General features: G+C 36.2%; 23 protein-coding genes, 1 pseudogene and 1 riboswitch. Of the genes and pseudogenes, 7 read left to right on the top strand and 17 right to left on the bottom strand.

The window, feature by feature from the left end:
- Nucleotides 1-46: 46 nt before the first annotated feature.
- From AB1K81_RS15345 to ribE, 8 genes and pseudogenes are all read right to left on the bottom strand, one after another.
- A complete protein-coding gene (locus AB1K81_RS15345; protein WP_412977551.1) occupies nucleotides 47-1,228 on the bottom strand; it encodes a DUF5667 domain-containing protein in 1,182 nt (393 codons plus the stop codon).
- Nucleotides 1,229-1,371: 143 nt separating this feature from the next.
- Nucleotides 1,372-2,046 carry a hypothetical protein gene (locus AB1K81_RS15340; RefSeq protein WP_412977550.1) on the bottom strand — a complete coding sequence of 225 codons (675 nt, stop codon included), beginning with the start codon at nucleotides 2,044-2,046 and terminating at the stop codon, nucleotides 1,372-1,374.
- A 92-nt stretch (nucleotides 2,047-2,138) separates the two neighbouring features.
- Nucleotides 2,139-3,191, bottom strand: coding sequence for a C45 family autoproteolytic acyltransferase/hydrolase (locus tag AB1K81_RS15335; protein WP_412977549.1), 1,053 nt, complete (start codon nucleotides 3,189-3,191; stop codon nucleotides 2,139-2,141).
- Nucleotides 3,192-3,238: 47 nt separating this feature from the next.
- Nucleotides 3,239-5,113, bottom strand: a complete 1,875-nt coding sequence (locus tag AB1K81_RS15330) for an ABC-F family ATP-binding cassette domain-containing protein (protein ID WP_412977548.1) — start codon at nucleotides 5,111-5,113, stop codon at nucleotides 3,239-3,241.
- Between the two features lie 27 nt (nucleotides 5,114-5,140).
- On the bottom strand, nucleotides 5,141-5,320 hold the full coding sequence (locus tag AB1K81_RS15325; RefSeq protein ID WP_412977547.1) for a hypothetical protein: 180 nt from the start codon (nucleotides 5,318-5,320) through the stop codon (nucleotides 5,141-5,143).
- Between the two features lie 115 nt (nucleotides 5,321-5,435).
- On the bottom strand, nucleotides 5,436-5,900 hold the full coding sequence (gene ribH, locus AB1K81_RS15320) for a 6,7-dimethyl-8-ribityllumazine synthase (RefSeq protein ID WP_412977546.1): 465 nt from the start codon (nucleotides 5,898-5,900) through the stop codon (nucleotides 5,436-5,438).
- A 35-nt stretch (nucleotides 5,901-5,935) separates the two neighbouring features.
- Nucleotides 5,936-6,538: pseudogene (gene ribB, locus AB1K81_RS15315) on the bottom strand (3,4-dihydroxy-2-butanone-4-phosphate synthase); the annotation flags it as partial.
- 13 nt (nucleotides 6,539-6,551) lie between these two features.
- Nucleotides 6,552-7,202 carry a riboflavin synthase gene (ribE, locus tag AB1K81_RS15310; RefSeq protein WP_412977545.1) on the bottom strand — a complete coding sequence of 217 codons (651 nt, stop codon included), beginning with the start codon at nucleotides 7,200-7,202 and terminating at the stop codon, nucleotides 6,552-6,554.
- Nucleotides 7,203-7,372: 170 nt separating this feature from the next.
- A riboswitch (FMN riboswitch) is annotated at nucleotides 7,373-7,516 on the bottom strand.
- 179 nt (nucleotides 7,517-7,695) lie between these two features.
- On the opposite strand from ribE, the gene AB1K81_RS15305 reads away from it, so the two are divergent.
- Nucleotides 7,696-8,691 carry a P1 family peptidase gene (locus AB1K81_RS15305; protein WP_412977544.1) on the top strand — a complete coding sequence of 332 codons (996 nt, stop codon included), beginning with the start codon at nucleotides 7,696-7,698 and terminating at the stop codon, nucleotides 8,689-8,691.
- A 94-nt stretch (nucleotides 8,692-8,785) separates the two neighbouring features.
- Here AB1K81_RS15305 and AB1K81_RS15300 read toward each other — a convergent pair whose 3' ends face one another.
- Together AB1K81_RS15300 and AB1K81_RS15295 are read right to left on the bottom strand one after the other, a co-directional pair.
- Nucleotides 8,786-9,691, bottom strand: coding sequence for an RluA family pseudouridine synthase (locus tag AB1K81_RS15300; protein WP_412977543.1), 906 nt, complete (start codon nucleotides 9,689-9,691; stop codon nucleotides 8,786-8,788).
- 11 nt (nucleotides 9,692-9,702) lie between these two features.
- Entirely contained in the window at nucleotides 9,703-9,933 is a 231-nt protein-coding gene (locus AB1K81_RS15295; protein WP_412977542.1) for an excisionase family DNA-binding protein, read from the bottom strand.
- A 149-nt stretch (nucleotides 9,934-10,082) separates the two neighbouring features.
- On the opposite strand from AB1K81_RS15295, the gene AB1K81_RS15290 reads away from it, so the two are divergent.
- A complete protein-coding gene (locus AB1K81_RS15290) occupies nucleotides 10,083-11,438 on the top strand; it encodes an alpha/beta hydrolase (RefSeq protein ID WP_412977541.1) in 1,356 nt (451 codons plus the stop codon).
- Nucleotides 11,439-11,485: 47 nt separating this feature from the next.
- On the opposite strand, the gene AB1K81_RS15285 is transcribed toward AB1K81_RS15290, so the two are convergent.
- The 3 genes from AB1K81_RS15285 to AB1K81_RS15275 form a co-directional block, all read right to left on the bottom strand.
- A complete protein-coding gene (locus AB1K81_RS15285; RefSeq protein WP_412977540.1) occupies nucleotides 11,486-11,917 on the bottom strand; it encodes a transposase in 432 nt (143 codons plus the stop codon).
- Between the two features lie 128 nt (nucleotides 11,918-12,045).
- Nucleotides 12,046-12,192: a glycine zipper domain-containing protein gene (locus AB1K81_RS15280; protein ID WP_412977539.1), complete on the bottom strand. Its 147-nt coding sequence runs from the start codon at nucleotides 12,190-12,192 to the stop codon at nucleotides 12,046-12,048.
- 74 nt (nucleotides 12,193-12,266) lie between these two features.
- Nucleotides 12,267-12,914 (bottom strand): N-acetylmuramoyl-L-alanine amidase, encoded by a 648-nt coding sequence (locus AB1K81_RS15275; RefSeq protein WP_412977538.1) that lies wholly within the window; start codon nucleotides 12,912-12,914, stop codon nucleotides 12,267-12,269.
- Nucleotides 12,915-13,100: 186 nt separating this feature from the next.
- Here AB1K81_RS15275 and AB1K81_RS15270 point away from each other — a divergent pair, with 186 nt between their 5' ends.
- Both AB1K81_RS15270 and AB1K81_RS15265 read left to right on the top strand, forming a co-directional pair.
- The gene (locus tag AB1K81_RS15270) at nucleotides 13,101-13,967 is read left to right on the top strand and encodes an ATP-binding protein (RefSeq protein ID WP_412977537.1); all 867 of its coding nucleotides are present in this window, start codon (nucleotides 13,101-13,103) and stop codon (nucleotides 13,965-13,967) included.
- Nucleotides 13,968-13,982: 15 nt separating this feature from the next.
- Nucleotides 13,983-15,893: a vWA domain-containing protein gene (locus AB1K81_RS15265; protein ID WP_412977536.1), complete on the top strand. Its 1,911-nt coding sequence runs from the start codon at nucleotides 13,983-13,985 to the stop codon at nucleotides 15,891-15,893.
- An 80-nt stretch (nucleotides 15,894-15,973) separates the two neighbouring features.
- Here the strand turns inward: AB1K81_RS15265 and pdxR are convergent, their stop codons facing one another.
- Entirely contained in the window at nucleotides 15,974-17,407 is a 1,434-nt protein-coding gene (gene pdxR / locus AB1K81_RS15260; RefSeq protein WP_412977535.1) for a MocR-like pyridoxine biosynthesis transcription factor PdxR, read from the bottom strand.
- A 119-nt stretch (nucleotides 17,408-17,526) separates the two neighbouring features.
- Between pdxR and pdxS the strand changes: the two genes are divergently transcribed.
- From pdxS to AB1K81_RS15245, 3 genes are all read left to right on the top strand, one after another.
- Complete coding sequence (gene pdxS, locus AB1K81_RS15255) at nucleotides 17,527-18,414, top strand: pyridoxal 5'-phosphate synthase lyase subunit PdxS (RefSeq protein ID WP_412977534.1); 888 nt, start codon at nucleotides 17,527-17,529, stop codon at nucleotides 18,412-18,414.
- Nucleotides 18,415-18,458: 44 nt separating this feature from the next.
- Nucleotides 18,459-19,055 (top strand): pyridoxal 5'-phosphate synthase glutaminase subunit PdxT, encoded by a 597-nt coding sequence (gene pdxT, locus AB1K81_RS15250; protein WP_412977533.1) that lies wholly within the window; start codon nucleotides 18,459-18,461, stop codon nucleotides 19,053-19,055.
- 121 nt (nucleotides 19,056-19,176) lie between these two features.
- Entirely contained in the window at nucleotides 19,177-19,590 is a 414-nt protein-coding gene (locus AB1K81_RS15245; protein WP_412977532.1) for a DUF2500 domain-containing protein, read from the top strand.
- A gap of 55 nt (nucleotides 19,591-19,645) precedes the next feature.
- Here the strand turns inward: AB1K81_RS15245 and AB1K81_RS15240 are convergent, their stop codons facing one another.
- From AB1K81_RS15240 to AB1K81_RS15230, 3 genes are read right to left on the bottom strand one after another with little or no spacing between them, the layout of a single operon-like run.
- Nucleotides 19,646-21,670, bottom strand: coding sequence for an iron ABC transporter permease (locus tag AB1K81_RS15240; protein ID WP_412977531.1), 2,025 nt, complete (start codon nucleotides 21,668-21,670; stop codon nucleotides 19,646-19,648).
- 4 nt (nucleotides 21,671-21,674) lie between these two features.
- Nucleotides 21,675-22,676, bottom strand: coding sequence for an ABC transporter substrate-binding protein (locus AB1K81_RS15235; RefSeq protein ID WP_412977530.1), 1,002 nt, complete (start codon nucleotides 22,674-22,676; stop codon nucleotides 21,675-21,677).
- Nucleotides 22,673-23,287 carry a nitroreductase family protein gene (locus AB1K81_RS15230; RefSeq protein ID WP_412977529.1) on the bottom strand — a complete coding sequence of 205 codons (615 nt, stop codon included), beginning with the start codon at nucleotides 23,285-23,287 and terminating at the stop codon, nucleotides 22,673-22,675. Before AB1K81_RS15230 ends, AB1K81_RS15235 begins: the two co-directional genes overlap by 4 nt.
- Nucleotides 23,288-23,403 lie beyond the last annotated feature (116 nt).

The raw sequence follows: 23,403 nt of genomic DNA, 5'->3' as shown, positions 1-23,403 counted from the left end.
GCACCTCAATAGGAGGTGCATTTTAATTCTGTTGGATTAGTATAAGTTAATTACGACCATTTCCATTTCCCTTACCTTTATTTTCATGATGAACTTTCTCTTTTACTTTTCCATGTAATTCTTTCGCTTTCTTCTCCATTTTATCCAAAGCTTTTTCATATCTATGATCTACTTTTTCTTGTACTTTTTTAGCTGCTTCTTCCGCTTTTTTATGTAATTTATGATGTTCTACCTTAACAGTCTCTTGAATTTCTTCCTCACGCGAAATTTCTTGTTCCTCATCCGTTTCAGGTGCTTCAACAGTTACTGTTTCTTTTTCATCATTGTCCTTGTTTTCACTAGGTACATTTGTTGCAACATCTTCATCTACAACTTCTTCGTCATTTTCCTCTTCTTTAACAGCTTTTTCTACTTTCTTCTCGATTTTCTTCGCTAATTTAGCGAATGACTTTTCGATGTTTTTCATAATAGCAGCTTGTGCTTTAGGATTGTCAATTTTAGCTAGAACTGCAGATAGGGCATTAATATTATTTGCGAGTTTTACTTTAATTTCCTCCACATTGCTGTCATCTTCATTTTCTACTCCTGTCTCTTCTTCCACTACTTCTTCTGTTTCCGTTGAATCTCCCTCAACAGCTTCTTCTGATTCAGTTTCTTCGTTAGTACCTTCTTCTGTTTCTTCAGCTATTTCATCTGTTTCTGACTCATCAGTAGTGCCTTCCTCTGACGACTCTCCTTCATTAGATTCTTGTTCAGAATTATTATTTTCCAGTTTTTCTTCTGCTTCTTCTTGGTATTTTACAGCAAGTTGAAGCAACTCACTAGCTTCATCATATTTACCTTCTTGAATTAGCGTATTCGCTTCAGCAATGCGGTCTGCTGCAAGTTCCGCTAAAAGCTGACTCTTTTTATAGTCATCAAAAGTTAAAGCTAACTTTATCTTTTCTTGCATGATTTTTACAAAGTAAAAAAAGTCTCCAGGAATAAGTTCAGTTTCTTCTTCCGTATCCTCTTTCACGGTTTCTGCTGAAGTCTCTTCATCAGTAACCTCCGTGTTTTCTTCTATTGCAGGGTCCTCGTTAGACGTATTAGTATCCTCGTTTACCTCGGTTAGGGTAAGTCCCTCTTGGTCACTCTCTTCAGCAAATATCGCGGCTCCAGGTGCTACGAAAATGGATGCTAAAACGGCACTTGTTACAACACTTGTTACTTTTTGCGAAAATTTCATTGAAATCATTCCTCCCTAACTAACTAAATTTATTATTGCGTTCATAGGTTTCGCATGTATTAATCAATATGTGTCGTTTTTTGCTAACATATTAAAAAATGGAACTATTTGCCTATATAAAAAAAGACCCTAAAGTTAACACTTTAGAGGTCTTCTTCAATCCGGAAGATTACTTTATATTTTTGTTCATCGAATAAATCTGTCACATGAACTCGTTTTCCATGACCGAAAATGACTTCTGTTTCCGTCATGGCTACAACCATAGCTTTCGTATTATTTTCAATATCTAAGAAAACATCACCAACAACTGGTTTGACAACATCTTCATCACTATCTGTTAAGTATGTGATCGATTCGTCTTGAATTTGCTGTTCTTCAGGGACAAGACTCTTATCATAATAGGCAATTTCTTGACTAGCATCAGCTTTACCTGGAACCATCACGACATATTCATTGTGCTTCACACCGTTATCCCTAGTTGTCACGACATTCCCGTCTTCTACACTCTCTACTTTCTCAATAGAATTTAGCGAGTAATGATCTAAGAAATCCGGATCAGGCTTTGTAATTAAGATAAAGTCACCGGGATTAGGCTTTCTTTTTACATCAATCGTGTATCGTTTTCCATAGAAGATAAACGTATCATTATGTTTAGGTTTATAGAAGGTTATTTCATTTGCACTTGTTAGAACTTGCTTCATGTCCTTCAAACGATACAAATGGACTGACTTCTTAAACATTGGTTTTACTGCATAAACTTTATGAAGTTCATTTTGATAAAAAACAAACTGACCTTTCCGAACCTGCAAAAGCTTCATAGGATTTTCCTCCTAAATTTTCATGTATAACATTTAATATGACTAGCCTTATCTTTTGTTACATTAAAATATTTAAACATCATAATAACAAATTATCGTACATTCTTATCCATATGCACAAAAGGTAGTTCCGTATCCACTTTCCCTAGTATTCTTTTTAAGTTTAGTTGTTCTCCTTTTAACCATTTACCAAAGTCAACAATTATCGGATCACGGTCTCCTCCCAATGCGAACCACGCTTTTAATTCCTTAGGAAAATATGCAGAAGTATGAATCGTTCCAGACCAGTTTTTATACTGTTTAGAGAAAACTCCTTTATCCGAATCATTCATCATCCGAAAAGCTTGATAAGCATCTGTCGCATGGTGCCTCTGTGCTTCGATTGCATTCATTCGTTTATAAGAATCATCTAAATGGTGACGATTCTCATGTTTCATAATTTCAAAGTGATTCGTGCAAACGTTGGATTTACGTACCTCTGTCCCTCGAGGAGTTGCTTCTACAATAAAGGTTTCCCCTGTTTTGTCTAATACAATATAACTAAAGGAATGTCGATGTGGTACTTCCTTTAACATATTTACTGCCTCATCCACTGTTGCACAATTCTCCAGCACCATTCTACCAATCATATTACAAATAAAACCGTCCCCTGGTTTCTTACGATGCATGAAGTTATACCCTAAGCTTAACCCTTTCTCATTCATGCCGTCCATTCTACCAGTAATTCTTTGAGTGGGACCAATAACAGCATATCCTTGATCTGTAGGTGCAAAAAGCGTATATCTTCCTTCATATGTCTTTGGATGATAATCATAGTTCCGTATCATGTAATCTGCATCTGTAAAGATAGAACAGCCACTTCTCATATAGTGAAGGCGATAGCCACCGAATTCTCTTAGTACATCTTCTATATTCCACTGTAATGCATCACGTAAACCAAGTAACTCTTCCCATATTCCAGGGGCAAAAGGAAGGATTGCATTTTTCACTTCTTGTTCTTCAATGATAAAATGTGGTCTTCGTATTTTCCAAATACGTTTCCGATTTTCTATCGTTAATGAATCCTTTAATAATTCTCCTTGTTTAAATCCAAAGTCATAATGTGACCCACGGAATTGTATAACATCACTGTAAACCTCTTTCACTTTTAATCATTCCTTTATGAAGATAGGGTCGAGGCAGTCAAATAGTTCTATTGATTCTCAAATTCTTCAACTAAAAGCGACAGTTCTTCCCAACGTTCCATTTTTGCTTCTAGCTCTTCTTGTACTTTTTGCTGTTCAGCAAATAATTTTTGAACCTTCTCGGAGTCACTACCCGCCTCTATAATTCCTTCTTCTAATTCCATAAGTTTCTCTTCTAATGTAGCTATTATATCCTCAATCTCATTCCATTCTTTTTGTTCCATATAAGAAAGCTTCTTTTTTTGTTTCGGTTTTTGTTCTATCTTGCTAGTTTTCACTTCTTTTTTCACGGAAACTTGAACCTTTTCCGTGTATTCACTGTAGTTTCCAAAGAATTCGCTTATTCGACCTGCTCCTTCAAATACAAGTAATTTATCCACAACACGATCTAAAAAATAGCGGTCATGGGATACGGTAATAACAACTCCTGGAAAATGGTCTAAGTATTCTTCCAAAACTCCTAAAGTTTGAATATCCAAATCATTAGTAGGCTCATCCAAGAAAAGTACATTTGGCTCTGTCATTAGTATTTTTAACAGGTACAGACGTCTTCTTTCACCGCCAGATAGTTTGCGAATATAGTTGTATTGCTCACTACGTGAAAACAAAAAGCGTTCTAGCATTTGTTCCGCTGTAATGACATCGCCATTTTTCGTATGAATGACCTCGGCAACTTCTTTAATGAAATCAACTACACGCATTTCACCATCTAATTCTTCATCACCTTGTGTATAGTAACCGATTTTCACCGTTTCACCCGTCAGGACTTCCCCGTTATCTGGCGTAATCCTTTTTGCCATAATATTTAATAGGGTAGTTTTACCAGAACCATTCGGTCCAATAATACCAATACGGTCACCAGGAATAATAAGCTGACTAAAATCTTGGATCAATTGTTTGCTACCAAATGATTTATTAATATCTTTTAGCTCGATAACCTTTTTCCCTAGGCGAGTAGAACCAACATTAAATTCTACATTTTGTTGATTCGTATGAAATGTTTTTTCTTTCATCTCATGAACTCTGTCAATTCTAGCCTTTTGTTTCGTCGTTCTTGCCTTGACTCCTGCTTTTAGCCAAGCTAATTCGCGCTTTAATGTATTAGCATGTTTTTGTTGATTGCTTCTCTCTAACTCTTCTCTTTCCGCTTTCTTTTCTAAGAAAACCTCATAATTCCCTTCATAGGAATATAGATAACCTTTATCTAGTTCGATAATCTTATTCGTAACTCGATTTAGAAAATAGCGATCATGAGTAACAAGTAAAAGCGCACCTTTAAAGTTTTGCAAATACTTTTCTAACCATTCTACTGTTTCATTATCCAAATGGTTAGTCGGTTCATCCAAAATTAATAAATCAGCAGGTTGAATTAACGCTTTTGCTATGGCGATACGTTTACGTTGTCCACCTGATAGCTCTGTTACATTTTTATTAAAGTCTGTAATACCGAGTTTGGTTAAAACCGTTTTCGCTGCAGTATTCGCTTCCCATGCTTCCTGTTCATCCATTTTCTGCTGGACCCGCATTAACGCATCCTGGATTTTGGTGTTTGCTGGATCCTGTGCGAGCTTTTGTAATACACTCTCATACTCACGCAACACCTTCATAATCGCAGAATCTCCAAAATAAATCTGTTCGATGACAGATAAATTTGGATCTAGCTCAGCTTCTTGTTGTAAGTATTCAATACGATAGTCTTTAGGGTATTGAATTAATCCGGCATCTGGTGAATCCAATCCAGCTATCACCTTTAGAAAGCTTGATTTTCCAGTTCCATTTACACCAATTAATCCAATACGGTCATTTTCCGTAATGGTATAGTTTATATTTTCAAATAAAACCTTATCTCCATAAGATTTATGTAAGTTTTCAATCGTTAACATACGAATCCCTTCCTTGAGATTCAAAGATTACTTTGAATTTTTTCTTTTACGAATTACTTCTTTGACTAGAAGTACTACTAATAATAGTAACCATGACGTTACTAAATAGAAAATCATTTTACTCAATTGGTCCATATCATGAATAAAAAATAACATGCCAATCCAAATAACAGCTATTATCAGAATTTGGTAAATTAATGGCTTCATACTCATTCCCCCTGCTTTAAAATCCCATTTATAAGTTTACATTAACCTTATCTATTTTGCCATTTGTTAATAATAAAGAGAGGATAACAGCTGATTTAGCAGTTATCCTCCATCGTTAAAATTGCTTAATTATATTAGCCATCTCTATAGCAGAAATAGCAGATTCAGCCCCCTTATTACCTGCTTTTGTTCCCGCCCGCTCAATTGCTTGTTCAATTGTCTCTGTTGTTATCACACCAAATATAACCGGCTTTCCAGTTTCCAACGAAACACGAGAAACACCCTTAGCTACTTCACTACATACATAATCAAAATGTGGAGTCGATCCTCGAATTACCGTTCCTAAGGTAATAACCGCATCATATTTTTCACTTTCAGCCATCTTTTGTGCTACTAACGATATTTCAAATGCACCAGGAACCCATGCTATATCAATATTTTCATCTAAAACCCCGTGCCGCTTTAACATATCTTCAGCACCAGCTAATAACTTACTTGTAATAAATTCATTGAATCTCCCAACAACGATACCAATTTTCAAATCACTGCCAAGTAGATGTCCTTCCAATACTTGTCCCATTTATATTCAGCACCCTATCTTTCTTAAACTTCTATTTCATTATTTTTACGAAAAACGACTAAATCCTGAATCGATATTAGTTTCAAATCCATACGCTTTGCTATCTCAATTAAATCTGGTAAGCGAGCCATAGTACCATCTTCATTTATTATTTCACAAATTACGCCAGCAGGAGTTGCCTCGCTTAATATCGCCAAATCGACTGCAGCTTCTGTATGGCCCGGCCGAGTTAGAACGCCACCATCCTTAGCGATTAGAGGAAATATATGGCCAGGTTTTTTAAAATCTGTATCCTTTACGTCGGGATCGACCATTTCTTTGATTGTTCTTGAACGTTCTTCCGCGCTAATTCCTGTAGTAGTACTAACATGATCAATACTTACGGTAAAAGCTGTTCCAAAAGGATCTGTACTTTGATCCACCATCATTGGCAAATTAAGCTTCTTTGCCGTCTCTTTCGTGATTGGCACACAAACTAGTCCTTTCCCATGTGTAATCATAAAGTTAATAATAGAAGGAGTAGCCATGTCAGCTAAGGCAATAAAATCACCTTCATTTTCTCGATTTTCATCATCCACTACAATGATTGGTTTTCCTATTTTTAAATCTTCAATGGCTTCCACTATACTGTTAAACATTCATTGTCACCCTTCACATAAAACCATTTTGTTTTAAAAACGCTGTGTTTAAATCTGCTCTTTCTTTTTGGTTACTTTTTGTTAGTAAGCTGTGAATACTTTTAGTAAGCAAATCACATTCAATATTTACAATGTCTCCTCGTGCTTTATCCCCCACTACTGTTTCCTTAACTGTATGTGGTATAAGTGAAATCGTAACGACATTGTTATTTACGTCAAATATCGTTAGGCTAGTTCCGTCAACAGTAATAGACCCTTGAAGCATTAAATACTTATCTAGTTCCTCAGGGACCTTTATATCATAGTACATGGCATTTTCCCGCTTTTGTTTATTTATTATCTCGCCAATGCCATCAACATGACCAGAGACAAAGTGTCCTCCAAATCTGCCATTAGCTAACATAGCACGCTCTAAATTCACAGGAGATCCGGTATTTAATGCCCTTAAAGAAGTCGATTTGACTGTTTCAGGCATGACATCGACTTGAAAATCCCTTGATGTAAATTTAGTCACTGTAAGACAAACACCATTTACAGCTATACTATCTCCCAGTTTAACGTCATCCAATATCCTATTAGCTTCTATAACCAATACTAGTGATTGCTTAGAAGCCTTTTGTATCCTTTTAATTTTTCCCTTTTCTTCTACTAATCCCGTAAACACTTACCTCACCTCTTTTCTTAGCACAAATATAAAAAGCCCCTGAATCATCTTCAGGGGCATAGGAGTGAATTTGTACATAAAAACAGAATTAACTAAACCAAACAAGCACATTACGATATCACTATAAAAATAGTAATAGTTAAATGCATCGTTTTGCTAGTTTCCGCACAAAATCCCTTCTCCCATCCAGACTATACTGTCGGCTCTGGATTTTCACCAGATCCACCGTATGAATATTTCATACGGGTCACGGACTTAGAAGTAACCACTTCATCACCGCCGGTTGGGAATTTCACCCGACCCCGAAGGAATACAAAAAATATTGAATTGGGTTCAGTATAGTACCTTTTAACATGTAATGCAACCAAGATGTTTACGGAAAAAGCATCACGATATTATCACTCTTTTTATTACTTATATGAATGTTCCTAGTGATTATCTTTACAATTTCGTACATAATATACTTATCAACTCATTCATTAGGGGGAATTCTATGGCTTTACAAAAGGGGAATAAAAATTGTATTACGGACGTAGAAGGTGTGTATGTTGGACATAAAACATTATATGAAAAAATAAGTGATAATCAGACAATTTGTACCGGGGTTACTGCAATCCTTCCACATCCGAGAAATCTCTTCTATGAGAAGGTACGTGCTGGCTGCTATGTCATTAATGGATATGGCAAGACTAGTGGACTTGTTCAAATTGATGAGCTCGGTTTTATTGAATCACCTATCATGTTAACAAATACCCTCAGCATTGGACCTGTTATAGAAGGTACTGTTACATATATGTTGGAACATAATAAAGAAATTGGCACTTCTGCTGGGACGTTAAATGTAGTGGTTGGAGAATGTAATGATGGATATTTAAATTCTATGCGGCTTCAAGCGGTAAGGCCGGAGCATGCTATTGAAGCAATTGAAAATGCAAGTAATAGTGCTTGTGAACAAGGGGCTGTTGGTGCTGGAAAAGGAATGATATGCTTCGGGTATAAAGGTGGCATCGGTACTGCTTCACGTATTGTAACAGCTTCAGATGAAAAATTCACAGTCGGCTGCTTAGTATTAAGTAATTTTGGGGATAGTCAGGACGCGTTATTTGCTAATTTCCCTGAAAAGAAGAAAAATCCTAATTCAACAGACGGTTCTATCATGATGATCATCGCAACAGATGCACCTCTTTATGACCGGCAACTAAGAAGGCTTGCGAAGCGAAGTGCAGCGGGATTAGGTCGTGTTGGAAGTCATATGGATAATGGGAGTGGAGATATTGCTATTGCTTTTTCAACTGCAAATACTTCCCAGCATAATATAAACGGCCATCTGGAGACGATTACATACCTTAGAGATGATGACCAAGCAATGAACCAACTATTCCAGGCTGTGGCTGAGGCAACTGAGGAAGCCATTATTAATTCATTAAAATTTGCGGAGACTACAGAAGGGCAAAATGGAAGAATAATTGAGAAAGCACCACTATCATAGTGGTGCTTATTATTTGATCTATCTTTTTAAAAAAATTGGTTGAGTTCTTCACTAATTCGGTAGATATCCGCTCATATTCAGTTCAAACATTCAACTACCTCGACTTCGCAAAAAATGACTTCGGCACATCAGATCGAAATAGCATTAACTGCTCCGTTACCGGATGTTTAAAGGATAAAATTTTCGCATGAAGTCCTAACCTACCAATTTCATTTGTCTTCGCTCCGTACTTCTTATCCCCAACTATTGGATGACCGATATCACTTAAATGAACACGTATTTGGTTTTTTCGGCCTGTATCTAAATTGACTTCAACTAGTGAAAACTGTTTATTTGATTGGACTTTTCTAAAATGAGTAATTGCTAGCTGGCCATCTCTATCTTGAACAGAATACATTTTATGCGTCTTACTTTCCTTCAACCAAGATTTAATTGTTCCTTCTGGCTTGGTTAGCTCCCCTTCTACTAAAGCGACATAAGTACGTTCTTGTACAAGCTCCCGCCAATTATCCTGGAGCTTCCGCTTAACCTTTTCACTTTTAGCAAACATCATAACACCAGAAGTTTCCTTATCCAGACGATGAACTACAAAGACGCGATTTCTAGGATCACTTCGCTTTACATAATCCATTAATTGATGAAGCGCTGTGTTCTTTTTTTCCGTTTCTGTTGCAATAGAAAGTAATCCAGCATCTTTTTCAATTACAATAATGGAATTATCCTCAAATAAAATCTTCATTCCTATTAAAGTACTTGCCTTCACCGCAACTTTATTTTTTAACACACTAACTACTTGACCACGTTGAAGAGGGTAGTTATGTTTCGTTTCAATATGGTCATCTACCTTCACTTGACCACGCGTCAAAATAGATTTTACCGAGTTTCTACTGCGATTATCCATTTGTTGTAATAAAAATGGCAACAATTCTCCTGGCTCATTTACTTTAAAAATAATCGTACCATTACTTGATTTCTTTGTATTTCTTTTATTATATGACATGCAATAATCTCCTAATCTTCATCTTTTACATCAATATCTTCTGGAATCGGTGTACTTAAGTATTCTTGTATCATTAACCTATATTTTTCAACTTGTTCTAAATGGGTAGTAAATTGGGTCTTGTTTACTAAAAACTGTTCTCCATCATGAATTGCTCGTATTTTCCCTTGTAAAACTAGTGACTTTACCTTCGCTTCATTTATCGATAAATATTCTGCTAGTTCCGGTATTGTTACGTACATCGAAAACACCATCCTCTTTCTTGTATTTATCAGTAAGCGAATAACTAATCCTAACTTTACTAATTTATTCAATAGTAAAATTGTCCTATATATACTATAATTACCACATAAATCATAACTTACAATAACCTACAGGAGATTAAACTTATATGCAAATGGAAGTAAACGACATTCAAATTCATTATCAGTTATATAATTCCCAAAAAGCAAATTCCGAATATATTATATTCTTTCACGGCTTGGGTTTAGATTTAACGATTTGGGATGCGATTATACCATATCTAAAAGAACATTATAATATTATCACATTTGATATGAGAGGGCATGGTAAGACAAAAGCGGATACCTCTAACATTACTTGGGATGTTCTTATTACTGATTTAAACGAATTCATTACTGCTCTTAATATTCCTAAATTTCATGCTGTAGGATTAGGTTTCGGAGGAAATTTAGCTTTAAAATATTTAGAAAAATACCCGAAAAAGATTGAAAAAATCATCCTAACTTCTATTTATATGTATTTTCCAAAGCACATAGCAGAAAGGGAACTTCAAAAAAGAAAACAGTTAGTTACTAATGGGAAGATGTCTGACTTCTCCACTAGTATGATTCATCAGATATGTTATAATCTCACACCAAAAAATGAACTTTTATTACAAAAAGCTTATAACAGAACAGACCAAGAAACTTATTTTAAACTCTTTGAGATGCTTGTCAAAACGGTTTCCATAGATGAGCTGAATAATATCGATCGAGAGGTCTTATTAATCCAAGGAGAGAAAGACCCACTTTATCCAATTCAACAAACGAACCTTTATCAAACATACTTAAATAAATCAACCAGCTATAGCTATGCAGTACCATATTCGTCTAATCTTGTACCGCTTGATAGCCCGTATATTTTTGCTACCCTAATCTTAAACTTTCTAAAACAAGGTGCTTCTAATTCTATTACTGCGATAATAGAACAAGAACTTCTTAATACACTGGATGATTTGCTTTCTAACTCCTTTAATACATTAGAAATAAACATTATTAATGGATTTTCTGTAAAATTTAGAGGTAGCGATATCACGGACAAGTGGAATCAACGAAAAGCAAAAAATTTACTAGCTTACTTAGCTTATCATAAACATTCAACAAGAGAAGCTTTAATTAATGAATTTTGGGGAGAAAGTGATCTAGATAGTGCAAAAAACAGCCTACGTGTTGCATTAAACCATTTGAAAAGTATTTTACAGCATCATGGACTTAACTGTTATTTAAGAATTAAACGTGAGAATATTAGTTTAGTAGGAGATATATCCTTTGACCTAACTAATTATATGCAACTACTTTATGCTTGTGAGACGGAAACAGATTGGAATAGAAAAAAAACTCTTTATAATGAATTAGTCATTCAATATAAAGAGAGAATGTTTATCGATTTTTATGATGATTGGTTGTTTAGAATCCAAGAGGAAATTGATGAACAGCTTGATAAAATAGCACAATCCATTAATTAAGAAGAGAAGCTGTATGAGGCACAGCCTCTCTTCTTTATCTTTTATTTTCAGTTATTAATAATACCATGCCGCTCTCTATATTCGTAAAACTCCACTTCCGAAACATCTAAAGCATTACATAATAATTCAATAGGAAATTTCCCCTCTAATGTTTGGATAGCTTTAAACTTTTCTTCCTCACAATGAAGTATTTGCTCAAGGTATGTTTTTAAGGCTTCTACTTCTGTCTTTAAAATTTGTATCTGTTTTTCATCTTCATTTTTTTCCAGTGGTTTTACTTGCTTCCCTATGTTTCTTTCAAATGCATCTGGACCGTACTTTTTATATTTTTTAATCCATTCATAAACATTGTCCCGATGTCGAATACCTAAGTCGGCAATTACCTCCTGGACAGGCTGATCCTCATCTAAAACACGTCTAATAGCTTCTAGTTTAATTTCTTTTGTATATCTACTATACCGTTGTCTTTCTTTAGGCAAAACCCATCCCCCCTTTTATTACAACACTACTGGCCCTAGTGTTTGACTAAAATAAAAGTCCATTTTATCTTACAATATTCATCATTACACTATCATTACAAAATAATAAGTGCTCAAGGACTATTGATTTACTTCGACGAACCAATTCCTGCTCCTATTGCCACTCCTATTGCTATTCCAATAGCAATATTATCCATTGCAACACCAAGAGCAACTCCTATAGCAATTCCGACAGCCAACCCACTAGCTAATCTGTTCTTTTTCTTTTCTTTCATAAGAAATTCCACCTTTAACCAATATATTATATATACGAATTATTAATTGGTTTAGTTTCAAAAAATGGAATATATTAGTAATTAATTTTACCCCAATCAAATAACTTACCAGGGTCCTGCTTCCTGTCTGGTGCATAATCTTCATGCCCAATAACATGCAGCCTACTTTTCGAAATGGTAGGATAACGATGATGTAAATCTTGTAATAACATGTTGAGTGATTTATATTGCGCAACAGTAAAGCCGATTAGACTCTTATCAAGAGAATCATATACTTCATCTGGAACACTTGGGCCTATTTCCCCCTTCGTACCGATGCCCATTAATTCAATCCCTATTGAAAACTGATTCATATTATGTGGAAAAAACGGCAAATAAGGGAAGTTACTTCTTCCAGCATGATACGCAACTCTATCCTCAGGGACTAGTTGATAAATATTTCCTTCACGATCAATAAGGTAATGAGTTGATACACCGTACTCAAGCAATAATAAATATAGATCAACTATCCGATATGGCTCATTCGGATTTTCAATCACATTACTGATAGAATGAATCATAATATGGGTAATCACTTCCTCTCTTGGTTCAGAATATGTGGGAGGTAAATAAATCTTTCTAACTTCTAATTCATCAAGTGTCGATAAAGCTTGAACTGATAAAACTTGCCGTGGGGTTAATACTAAGAGCAAAACACAGATAACGAGTCTAAGAAATTTCACTTCCCTCACCTTACTTTCCAAATTTTCCATAAAAACGTTCCTTTTGTGCTTGAAATCAAAAAAGCTTACAATAGTTCTAGAAAAACTTGCATTCACTTATCTTTATTAGGGATGTATTTGATTTTTCTTATGCAGTCGGGACTGATTTTTATCGATTTCCATCTGCCACTGAAAGGAGAAAACAACATGAACTATGAATTACCGACCGAAATAACAACATTATTAACGGAAAAACAAAGCCGTTCAAATACATTTCAACATCTTATTAGACAAGGTGGTTACATGCCCCCAAATAATGACCTTTTAATCGATGCCATTACCGCCTTAAGTATGGGCAAGAATGTATTATTAAAAGGTCCAACTGGTGCAGGAAAAACAAAGTTTGCAGAAACTTTATCCAATCTATTTAATCAACCTATGTTTAGTGTGAACTGTTCCGTTGATTTAGATGCAGAAAGCTTACTTGGTTTTAAAACGTTATCCTACCAAGGGGAAAAGCAAGTCATTGAGTTTATCCCTGGACCAGTAATCAATGCTATGACAAATGGAACATTCTTATATATTGATGAGGTTAATATGGCAAAACCAGAGACCTTGCCACTTATTAACGGGGTACTTGATTACCGGAGAACCCTCACTAATCCATTTACAAATGAAATAATTACAGCAAAAGATGGATTTGGGGTTATTGCAGCAATAAACGAAGGTTATATTGGTACTGTTCCTTTAAATGAAGCACTGAAAAATCGTTTTATCGTTTTAGAAATTCCGTATATTGAAGGGGATCAATTAAGTCAGTTAATTAAATCAAATACTAATTTAACAGATGAAAAACAAATAGAATTATTTGTAAATCTATCATCTGATTTAATTAAAGCCGTTACACAAGGAAAACTTTCTGAAGATGCTGCCTCTATTCGTGCTTTACTCGATGCTTGCGACTTAAGTGTTCTCATCCCAGCAAAACGAGCTATTCAGCGTTCTATTGTAGATAAATTAGATGAAGAAAGAGAAAAAGAATTTGTAAAAAATTTAGCGGAAACTTATTTTTAGATAGGAGAATACAAGATGCACGTCTTTAATGATAGAAGAGTAGATACCAATCTATTCTTACAGCTGCAGGATCTTGCTACTGTCTTATCTGGTGATGCTGATATTAAGTTCGAGTACAACTACGGTTCAATTATTGACCTGATTGAATATAAACTCACTGCAAGTAGGTTTTGGGATAATACTAGTTATGAGATTAAAGAAGCCGGGCTTAAGACAGATGTTTATTTAAGAGCAATTGGAACTTTAAAGTATTCTACAATTCCTGAGCTGAAAAATTTTATTTATGACATTACAGATTCATCATTGCCGAAATTCGCAAACCAGTTATTTGCTTTACTAGAGGATTTGAGACTAGAAGAGATTATTAAAAAAGAACGTCCAGGTACGAAGCGAGCTTTTGCCATTCGAAGACAAGCATATCAGCATTATTTCTCTAGCCAATTAATAGTTAATGCAACGAGAAGTTTTCCGTTAGATGAACTTTTTTGTCTAATTTATTTACAACTCGTTTCAGTAACGCCAGATCCAACCTTCCCGAAAGCAACACAAGGACAATTGGATATGTTGGATGATTTAAAGCCATTGCTATTTCAAGTATTTGAAGCACAAACTACAGCTGATACGACTAGAATTACCGCACAAATTGTTTTTCGGTTAACTGAATATAAAGATACACTAAATGAGTACTTTGTTTTCCCGATAAGTCATGTTGAGCGGTATGAAAAAAATACGTTGTTTGATGAACTTACAAGAACTGATTCCTTATCTAATGATGATTTTGAAGAAGTGGATCAGGATGAAAGTGAGTACTTCGAACAAGAGTTTTCCACTTGGCATCGTGAAAATAAAAATGAAAATCGCAAGCAAAACTTCCTTCAATTTGAATTAGAGCAAGGTACAAAGACGAGTATATTAGGTGGCGGACCCCGGGAAACAGAAGACGGTGACCAGGCTATGGCGTCCATTCAAGGAGCTTCCAGTCAAACGAAACAAAATGATTACTCCGATATGGAAGCCTTGGAAAAGGATGAATCTTCTTCCAATCAAGGCGGGAAGCCAGATGAATTTGGGGAAGAAAATCGGGATGCAGTAAAAATAGATAAAATTGCTAACCCACCAAGTCATGAGGATATAGCGGATTACCAAGATTTTGTTCGAGATATTGAACCGTATAAACGAAAACTTGCAAAGACGATCGAGAAAACGATTGAGCATAAGAAGAATGAACCAAGGCGAGATCTTGTTTTTGGTCGACTATCGAAAAAGCTTTTGCCCGTGATTACCGATGAAAATCCGAGAGTCTTTTATAAGAAAAACGAGGATACGAATGAGTTTGATGCTGTTTTTACCCTTCTCGTGGACTGCTCTGCTTCCATGCATAATAAAATGGAGGAAACAAGACGAGGCATTGTCCTATTCCATGAGGTTTTAAAGCATTTAAAGATACCTCATTCCATTCTTGGATTTTGGGAAGATGCAAATGAAGTAAAAGAAGGGTATCAACCAAACTATTTCCACCGTATTCATTCATTTACTGACTCGTTTTACGAACAAAACGGTCCGAAAATCATGCAGCTTGAGCCAGAAGAGGATAATCGTGATGGGTTTAGTATTCGAGTGGTCTCCAAGGAGCTTGAAGCGAGAAGGGAAAAAAATAAATTCCTACTCGTGTTCTCAGATGGTGAGCCAGCTGCAGCTAACTATGACCAAAATGGGATAGTTGATACGAACCTCGCAGTATCCGAAGCCCGTAAAAAAGGTATCGAAGTAATTGGCATGTTCTTAGCCAATGGGGAGATTGAAGAACGCGAAGACAATACGATGCAAAATATATACGGTAGAGAACGCATCATGATTCCAAGTGTCGCAGACCTCCCTGAACATTTCGCACCACTGCTAAAAAAATTGTTACTGAAAACAATATAAGTGGGACACGGGGACAGGTTCCTTGTCCCAACACCAATGCTCTGTACATAAGTACAGAGCACTTTTTAATAGAACTAAACTTAACCCATACCGGACTTTTGGGCCAGTGTACCTGTCCCCTTGTCCCAGCTAGTTAGTAGTGTTTTGATTGCTGTTGGTAGTTGTGCTTCTGGTATTCCTGCAAAACCCAATACTATTCTTGGATATCCGCCATATTGTTCTTCCATTGTATAGTTCGATAATGGGTAAATTTTAATATAGGACTCTCTGGCGCTTTGAACAAGTTTTTCTTCATCCCATCCATTTCTCACTTCTAACACAACATGAAACCCAGATAAATCACTGACAACTTTTATCATTTCGGAATAAGGCCTGAGCAAAGATAATGTCTTTTCCATCTTCCTCCGGTATACTTTCCGCATTCTATTCAGATGCCTTTCAAAGTCTCCTTCTTTCATAAAAGCTGTTAAAATATGTTGGTCAATTCTAGAAACCGTACATTGAAAGAAGGATAGCTCTTTTTGATAACGAGATAATAATGGCTTAGGTAACACCATATAACTAATTCGTATCGAAGGAATTAACGACTTTGAAAAAGTCCCAAGGTAGATAACTTTTTCACTCTTATCCATGCTTTGCAAAGATGGAATCGATTTTCCACTGTAACGAAATTCACTATCGTAATCGTCTTCAATAATATAGCGGTTATCACTACTCAATGCCCAATTTAACAACTTAATTCTTCTATTAGCTGATAAAACGGAACCATACGGGAAGTGATGTGAGGGCGTTACATAAACGACATCAATTGGTAACACGTCTAATGTATCCACTTTGACACCTCTATCATCCACTTCTAGTGGTTGAACCTCATTAGGATAGTTATTCAGAATACGAGAAATAACATGGTAACCAGGGTCTTCTACGCCATAAATTATCGATTGACCTAGTAATAATATCAGTTGCTGTAGGAGCGTTTCAATCCCCGCTCCGAGAATAATCTGGTCTGGGGAGCAATGAACACCTCGGGCTTGATACAAATAATTCGCAATCTCTTCCCTTAGCTCATACTCTCCTTGCTTATCCCCCATTAAAAGTAAAGATTGATTTTCTATATCAATAATATTTTTAGCGTACCTTCTCCATTTGTCATATGGGAAATGTTCGGTATCAATCCAGCTTGGATGGAAATGGTAACGAAGCTGCTCCTGTCTTTCAGAAGGTTGATTATAACTTGGCATCTTTTCTTGTACATATTCTAAATCCTCCGAAGCTAAGACAAAATATCCTTTCCTCGGGATACCTTCTATATACCCTTCTGCTACCAATTGTTCATACGCTGTTTCCACTGTATTTTGGCTAACTTTCAGAAACTCGGATAGCTTACGTTTGGAAGGAAGCTTGGTATTATAAGGGATTCTTCCATTCATTATTTCTATTTTAATAAACGTATAGAGTTGTTCATATAACGAGACGTCACTATCTCTGTTCAAATCACAAGACAACATTTCCATAAAAAACCGACCCCTGACCTCATCAAAATCTATAAAACTGACACTTTCATCCGTGCCAACTACTTTTTATAATAAATTAAAAATCAAATAAATCAACTAATAGATTAGGAGTGTTACAGATGGAAAAATTATTAGGTACGGAAACGGTAAAACGCGGCATGGCACAAATGCAAAAAGGCGGCGTCATTATGGACGTTGTGAATGCAGAACAAGCTAAAATTGCGGAAGCTTCTGGTGCAGTTGCAGTAATGGCACTAGAGCGTGTGCCATCCGATATTCGTGCGGCTGGTGGTGTCGCTCGAATGGCAGACCCTCGCATTGTGGAGGAAGTAATGAATGCAGTTACGATACCCGTCATGGCAAAAGCTCGTATCGGACATATCGTAGAAGCTAGAGTGCTAGAAGCTATGGGTGTAGATTATATTGATGAAAGTGAAGTACTAACCCCGGCAGATGAAGAATTTCATATTTTAAAAAGCGAGTTTACTGTACCTTTCGTATGCGGATGCCGTGACCTTGGGGAAGCTGCAAGAAGAATTGCGGAAGGAGCTTCTATGCTACGTACAAAAGGGGAACCAGGTACAGGAAATATTGTAGAAGCAGTTCGTCATATGCGGAAAGTTCAAGCACAGGTTCGTAAAGTGACCTATATGAGCGATGATGAATTAATGACCGAAGCAAAAAATCTTGGTGCACCATATGAAATTTTAAAAGAGATTAAAGAAGCTGGTAAACTACCAGTTGTTAACTTTGCTGCAGGTGGGGTGGCAACACCAGCAGACGCTGCTTTAATGATGGAATTAGGGGCTGACGGTGTATTTGTTGGATCTGGTATTTTCAAATCAGAAAACCCTGAAAAGTTTGCTAGTGCGATAGTTCAGGCAACAACTTACTACAACGATTATGACCTAATCGGAAAACTATCAAAAGAACTTGGCACTGCAATGAAGGGAATTGACATTTCCAAATTAAGCCTAGAAGAACGCATGCAAGAGCGTGGCTGGTAAGGGTACCTGTCATTCCAGAGTTTTACCTTGAAAGGATGAGTCTAATGAGCGAACTTATTATTGGTGTGCTTGGACTACAAGGAGCAGTGTCTGAGCATATTAAGCAAATTGAAGCAACTCATTGTAAAGGAATTATCGTAAAAAAGCCGGAACAACTCCATGACATTGATGGGTTAATTCTTCCTGGTGGAGAAAGCACAACAATGCGGAAGTTAATTGATCGCTATGGCTTTCTAGAGCCATTAAAGCAATTTAGCTTACAACAAAAGCCCATTTTTGGTACTTGTGCTGGGATGGTACTCGTTGCAAAAGATCTAACAGATTCTGACGATGTTCATTTGAAGTTAATGGACGTACGAGTAAAACGCAATGCATTTGGGAGACAAAAAGAAAGCTTTGAAGCAACACTTCAAATAAAAGGGTTTGAATCCCCTTATACAGCAGTATTCATTCGCGCACCATACATTGAAACTGCTGGTGATCAAGTAGCAGTATTAGCAACCTATGAGAATAAAATTGTAGCAGCCAAACAAGATCACATTCTTGTGAGCGCATTTCACCCGGAACTGACGAGCGATACTCGTTTTATGAAACTATTTGTAGATATGGTTAAAAAATCAAAAGAAATAGCGGCATATTAGAAAGACGACTAGACCTTCTATTTGGTCTAGTTTTTTTATGTTATGATAATATCGTTCAAAATTATTGTAACTTTCTTTTATTACTCTCGTATTAATTATTACATAAAAAGGGGGACTTATTATGGATACAATGGGACCAGGATTCGGCTCCGGCTTCAACCAAGGATTTGATTTCTTTAGCCTATTCCCAATTTTCTTCGGTATTATTTTTGTTATTGTTATCGGTGTATTTATTGCGAATGCAGTTAAAGGAGTCAACCAGTGGCGTAAAAATGAGCAGTCGCCAGAACTATCTGTACCAGCAATGGTTGTTGCTAAAAGGGACCACGTTACAAGCTATAGAAATAATGATCATGGAAGAACACGAACTACTTACTATGTAACATTTGAGTTCAACAGCGGAGATAGAAAAGAATTTAATCTGACTGATCAAGAATACGGTATGATAGCGGAAAATGACGTCGGAATTCTAACATTTAAAGGGACAAGATTCATAGGTTTTGAAAGAAATAAGGAGCAATACCAAAATTCATAGTCTTTTTAATAAGGAAGGGCAGAATACAGCTTACAAGTATCTGCCCTTCTTTGCTTTAAGCACTTTTTTTCATTAGCCATAAAAAGTAAGGTGCACCAATAATAGCTACCAAAATACCAGAAGGAATTTCATTAGGTGCTAGTAATGTACGGCTAAATAAGTCAGCAATAACCATGACAATGCCACCTACTAAAGCAGTAACTGGCAATAATCGTTGGCTAGATGGGCCAACTAACAGTCGAGAAAAATGCGGAGCAATTAAACCGACAAAACCAATCGTACCTACTGCTGCAACACTAAAAGCTGATAAAATTGTCGCATAAAATGCTAACTCAAACCGTGTAGACATAACCTTGACACCTAAGCTTTTGGCGGTTTCATCACCAAAGGCTAAAATATCTATCCCCTTCAGTCTTATAAAAAGCATTGGAAATAAAATAAGGATTGGCGCCAGCAAATAATGGGTTAACTCAGACCACCCTCTTGCATAGGTAGATCCAGATAGCCACGTTAATGCAGAACCGACTGCCAAATCAGCCTGTACTACTAGAATTTGTATAATAGCTGATCCAAGTGCTGAAATTCCAACACCCAATAACGCTAATATAGTTGGAGCAAATTTTGCTCGTATCGCTAAAATCATCACTAGAATAAAGAATAAAAACGCCCCAATAATAGCACCTATTGGAATCCAAACAGCGGAAACTCCAAAAACAAACATCATAACTAATGCTCCAACTCCAGCACCAGAAGTAATTCCAATTACTGATGGATCAGCCAATGGGTTTCGTAATACACCTTGAAAAATTAATCCACTTATTGCCAGCATCATTCCAGCAAGTAGTGCAACTAACGCTCTTGGAAGCCGAATATCTAGAATCAAGCTCTTCATAAAGTCATTCCCACTTCCGAAAAATGCCTGCCAAGTAACTATAGGCTCAAATCCATAATTTCCAGAAGCTAAGCTAATGAGAAAAACGCCAATAATCGATGCAATTAATATAATGATGGTTCTACTCAAAGAAATTTTCTTCTGACTTTTTCCAGCAATAACAGATGTGTTCTCTTCCCCATACCTAGTTTTATTCAACCTTATAACAAGGTAAATTAACCATGGTGCTCCGATTAATGCAGTTATTGCACCAACTGGAAGCTCTGAAAATGAAGGATCAATTATTCTTGCTAAAATGTCAGCAACTAATAGAACATTTGCCCCCCATATGAAAGAAGCAATGATTAAATAATAATGATTCCGGTAGCCAATTAATTTAATAATATGAGGAGCTACAAGGCCGACAAAGCCTATCGGACCAACAACACTAACTGTAACGGATGTTAACAACACTGCTAAGACAATCGAACTGACCTTAACAGCAGCTACTTTTTGTCCTAAAGCAATTGCAACATCGTCTCCCAAACTAATCGTATTTAATGGACTGGACAACAGCAAAGTAATAATCAGACCAACTACTACGATAGGTAATGAAAATTGAACACCCGACCAATCATTTTGCACCAATGTCCCCGATCCCCAGAGAAAGAGACCTGCTGTTTCATTTTCATAAAATATTTGGAGCACACTTGTTAAAGAAGCAAATAAAAGAGAGACAATCATTCCAGCTAATACCATTCGTACCGGTGTTGCTTTATTACCTCCGGATATGATAAATACAATAAGGTATGTAATCATTCCACCAAAAAAGGCAACGATCATACCATTACTAAACAATGTGACTGGGAAGAAAACTGTAGAAAATACAACTGCAAAATATGTACCTGAATGTATTCCCAAGGTACTTGCTGAAGCCAATGGGTTTCTTGTTACAGTTTGTAAAATCGCCCCTGCAACAGCCAAGGCACCACCGGCAACGATTCCCATTATTGCTCTAGGTAAGCGAAATCCCCGAATCGTATGGTGCTCCAATGAATCCTTTGGATGAAATATAGCATCCATAACTGTATCAAAGGGAATCGAGACACTTCCTTGGTTTATATGTATTAAAATTAATAGACATAAAAGCGCGGTTCCACCACCAAAGGTTAGAACCGCTCTTATAGATTTTTTAATTCCCGAATTCATATGATCACTCATTTACCATAGCATTTACAAGCTGCTCTGTTAAAACTTTTACTGATAACACACCACCAAAGGTCCATGTATCTCCTGGCAAAGCATGTGTATTACCATTCTTAACAAAGTTTAAATTCTCCCAAACTGGATTATCCTTCAACTGATTTTCAAAAATATTATCCTCTTCCTGAACAATATAAAGGAATTCAGGATCTTCATCTTGGAAGTTCTGAAGGGCCTCCACCGTTACCTCACTATAACCATATACTTCTACCTTATCAGATTCATATGCATTTTTAAATCCTAGATTATTCATAATTTTCGCTACCATAGAGTTATCCGTAAACAATCGAATGATCGGCGTGTTTTGTGATGAATAGGCTTGAGTAACTAAATAGGTCTCACTCTCAATATCCGTAACTCGCTCTTTTTGTTCTTCAGTAAATTGATCCAATTCCGCAAGAACTTCTTCGGCTTCTTTTTCTTTATTTACAATCTGTGCAACCATGTTAAACTCTTTAACCATATTTTGATAATGATCTTGGATCGCTTCTTCACCATATGGGGAAAACGTAACCACTGGTGCAATACCTTCTAAGCTATCCATAAACTGTTCGTGACGAAAATCAACAGCAATGATTAGATCCGGGTTCAAACGAGAAATAGCCTCAAGATTCGGTTCCTGACGTGTACCAACATCTTCTACAGTCGCATCAAATTCTTCCTCAATCTTCACCCATTGATTAAAGCCATCCATATCCGCAACTCCAACTGGTTGTACTCCTAGTGCTAGTAAATCCTCAGCATAGGACCATTCCAACACAACAATTCGTTCCGGTGTTCCCTTTATTGTTTGTTCACCATAAGCATCCACTATCGTTACCGTTCTCTCGTCCATATTAGTATCTGAAGAATTTTTTGCTTCCTCCGAACCATTCGATTTGTCTTGAGAAGAGCCACAAGCAACTAAAAAAAGCAAGAAAACTAATGTAATAAGTAACGTTATTTTTTTCATAATACTTTCTCCTCTTCCATCTGAATGGTATTTACCCATTCGATATTATTTACAATTGAATCTCGTTTTTTTCCTTTAGGAAGTTTATTAGGATAGCCAACCTGTACTACAGCTACTAATCGGTGCTTTTGAGGTGATAAACCGATTTCCCTAATATAGGTTTCATCTCGAAGCGTTTCCTTAGCGGTCCACATTGTTCCGATTCCCTGATCCCAGGCTAAAAGCTGAAAGTTCTGGATAAATGCACAAACTGCAGAAAAATTTTCATCATCTATATACCCATTGTCCTCTTTTTCAATGTAAAACAATATATGATGAGGTACCGAAGTAAAAAAACGATCATAGGCAATTCTTGCTTGTTTTAGCTTTTCTTTATTCAAGGTTTTTAAATATCCTAATCTTATGTAACTGTCTACTACTTTTTCACCAAATACAGATCTTGCCTCATCCTCATATATTCTAATTTTCCACGGTTGTTTCATATAATGATTTGGTGCATATGCTGCATCATTAAGGATTTGTATTAAAACCTCTTTTTTTATCTTATCTGGTTTATAATCAAGAATCGTACGTCTCTCACGTATTGCTTTTACTAAATCGATTTCGAACACCTCCAATTGAAAATGATTATCATTTTCAACATAATTATATAAGAAATATCATAATTGTCAAATACATTTTTTATGATTTTGTAGATATAAAAAAACCATCAAATAATAAATTTGAT

Origin of the sequence: Ornithinibacillus jepli (assembly GCF_047228935.1) — a bacterium.
Classification (GTDB): Bacteria; Bacillota; Bacilli; order Bacillales; family Amphibacillaceae; genus Ornithinibacillus.
This window is presented reverse-complemented; position numbering and strand designations above follow the sequence as displayed.

Coding starts and splice junctions, on each gene's coding strand:
- AB1K81_RS15345 (WP_412977551.1), bottom strand. CDS start 1,228: ATGAAATTTTCGCAAAAAGTAACAAGTGTTGTAACAAGTGCCGTTTTA.
- AB1K81_RS15340 (WP_412977550.1), bottom strand. CDS start 2,046: ATGAAGCTTTTGCAGGTTCGGAAAGGTCAGTTTGTTTTTTATCAAAAT.
- AB1K81_RS15330 (WP_412977548.1), bottom strand. CDS start 5,113: ATGTTAACGATTGAAAACTTACATAAATCTTATGGAGATAAGGTTTTA.
- AB1K81_RS15325 (WP_412977547.1), bottom strand. CDS start 5,320: ATGAAGCCATTAATTTACCAAATTCTGATAATAGCTGTTATTTGGATT.
- ribH (WP_412977546.1), bottom strand. CDS start 5,900: ATGGGACAAGTATTGGAAGGACATCTACTTGGCAGTGATTTGAAAATT.
- AB1K81_RS15305 (WP_412977544.1), top strand. CDS start 7,696: ATGGCTTTACAAAAGGGGAATAAAAATTGTATTACGGACGTAGAAGGT.
- AB1K81_RS15300 (WP_412977543.1), bottom strand. CDS start 9,691: ATGTCATATAATAAAAGAAATACAAAGAAATCAAGTAATGGTACGATT.
- AB1K81_RS15295 (WP_412977542.1), bottom strand. CDS start 9,933: ATGTACGTAACAATACCGGAACTAGCAGAATATTTATCGATAAATGAA.
- AB1K81_RS15290 (WP_412977541.1), top strand. CDS start 10,083: ATGCAAATGGAAGTAAACGACATTCAAATTCATTATCAGTTATATAAT.
- AB1K81_RS15280 (WP_412977539.1), bottom strand. CDS start 12,192: ATGAAAGAAAAGAAAAAGAACAGATTAGCTAGTGGGTTGGCTGTCGGA.
- AB1K81_RS15270 (WP_412977537.1), top strand. CDS start 13,101: ATGAACTATGAATTACCGACCGAAATAACAACATTATTAACGGAAAAA.
- AB1K81_RS15265 (WP_412977536.1), top strand. CDS start 13,983: ATGCACGTCTTTAATGATAGAAGAGTAGATACCAATCTATTCTTACAG.
- pdxR (WP_412977535.1), bottom strand. CDS start 17,407: ATGGAAATGTTGTCTTGTGATTTGAACAGAGATAGTGACGTCTCGTTA.
- pdxS (WP_412977534.1), top strand. CDS start 17,527: ATGGAAAAATTATTAGGTACGGAAACGGTAAAACGCGGCATGGCACAA.
- pdxT (WP_412977533.1), top strand. CDS start 18,459: ATGAGCGAACTTATTATTGGTGTGCTTGGACTACAAGGAGCAGTGTCT.
- AB1K81_RS15245 (WP_412977532.1), top strand. CDS start 19,177: ATGGATACAATGGGACCAGGATTCGGCTCCGGCTTCAACCAAGGATTT.
- AB1K81_RS15240 (WP_412977531.1), bottom strand. CDS start 21,670: ATGAATTCGGGAATTAAAAAATCTATAAGAGCGGTTCTAACCTTTGGT.
- AB1K81_RS15235 (WP_412977530.1), bottom strand. CDS start 22,676: ATGAAAAAAATAACGTTACTTATTACATTAGTTTTCTTGCTTTTTTTA.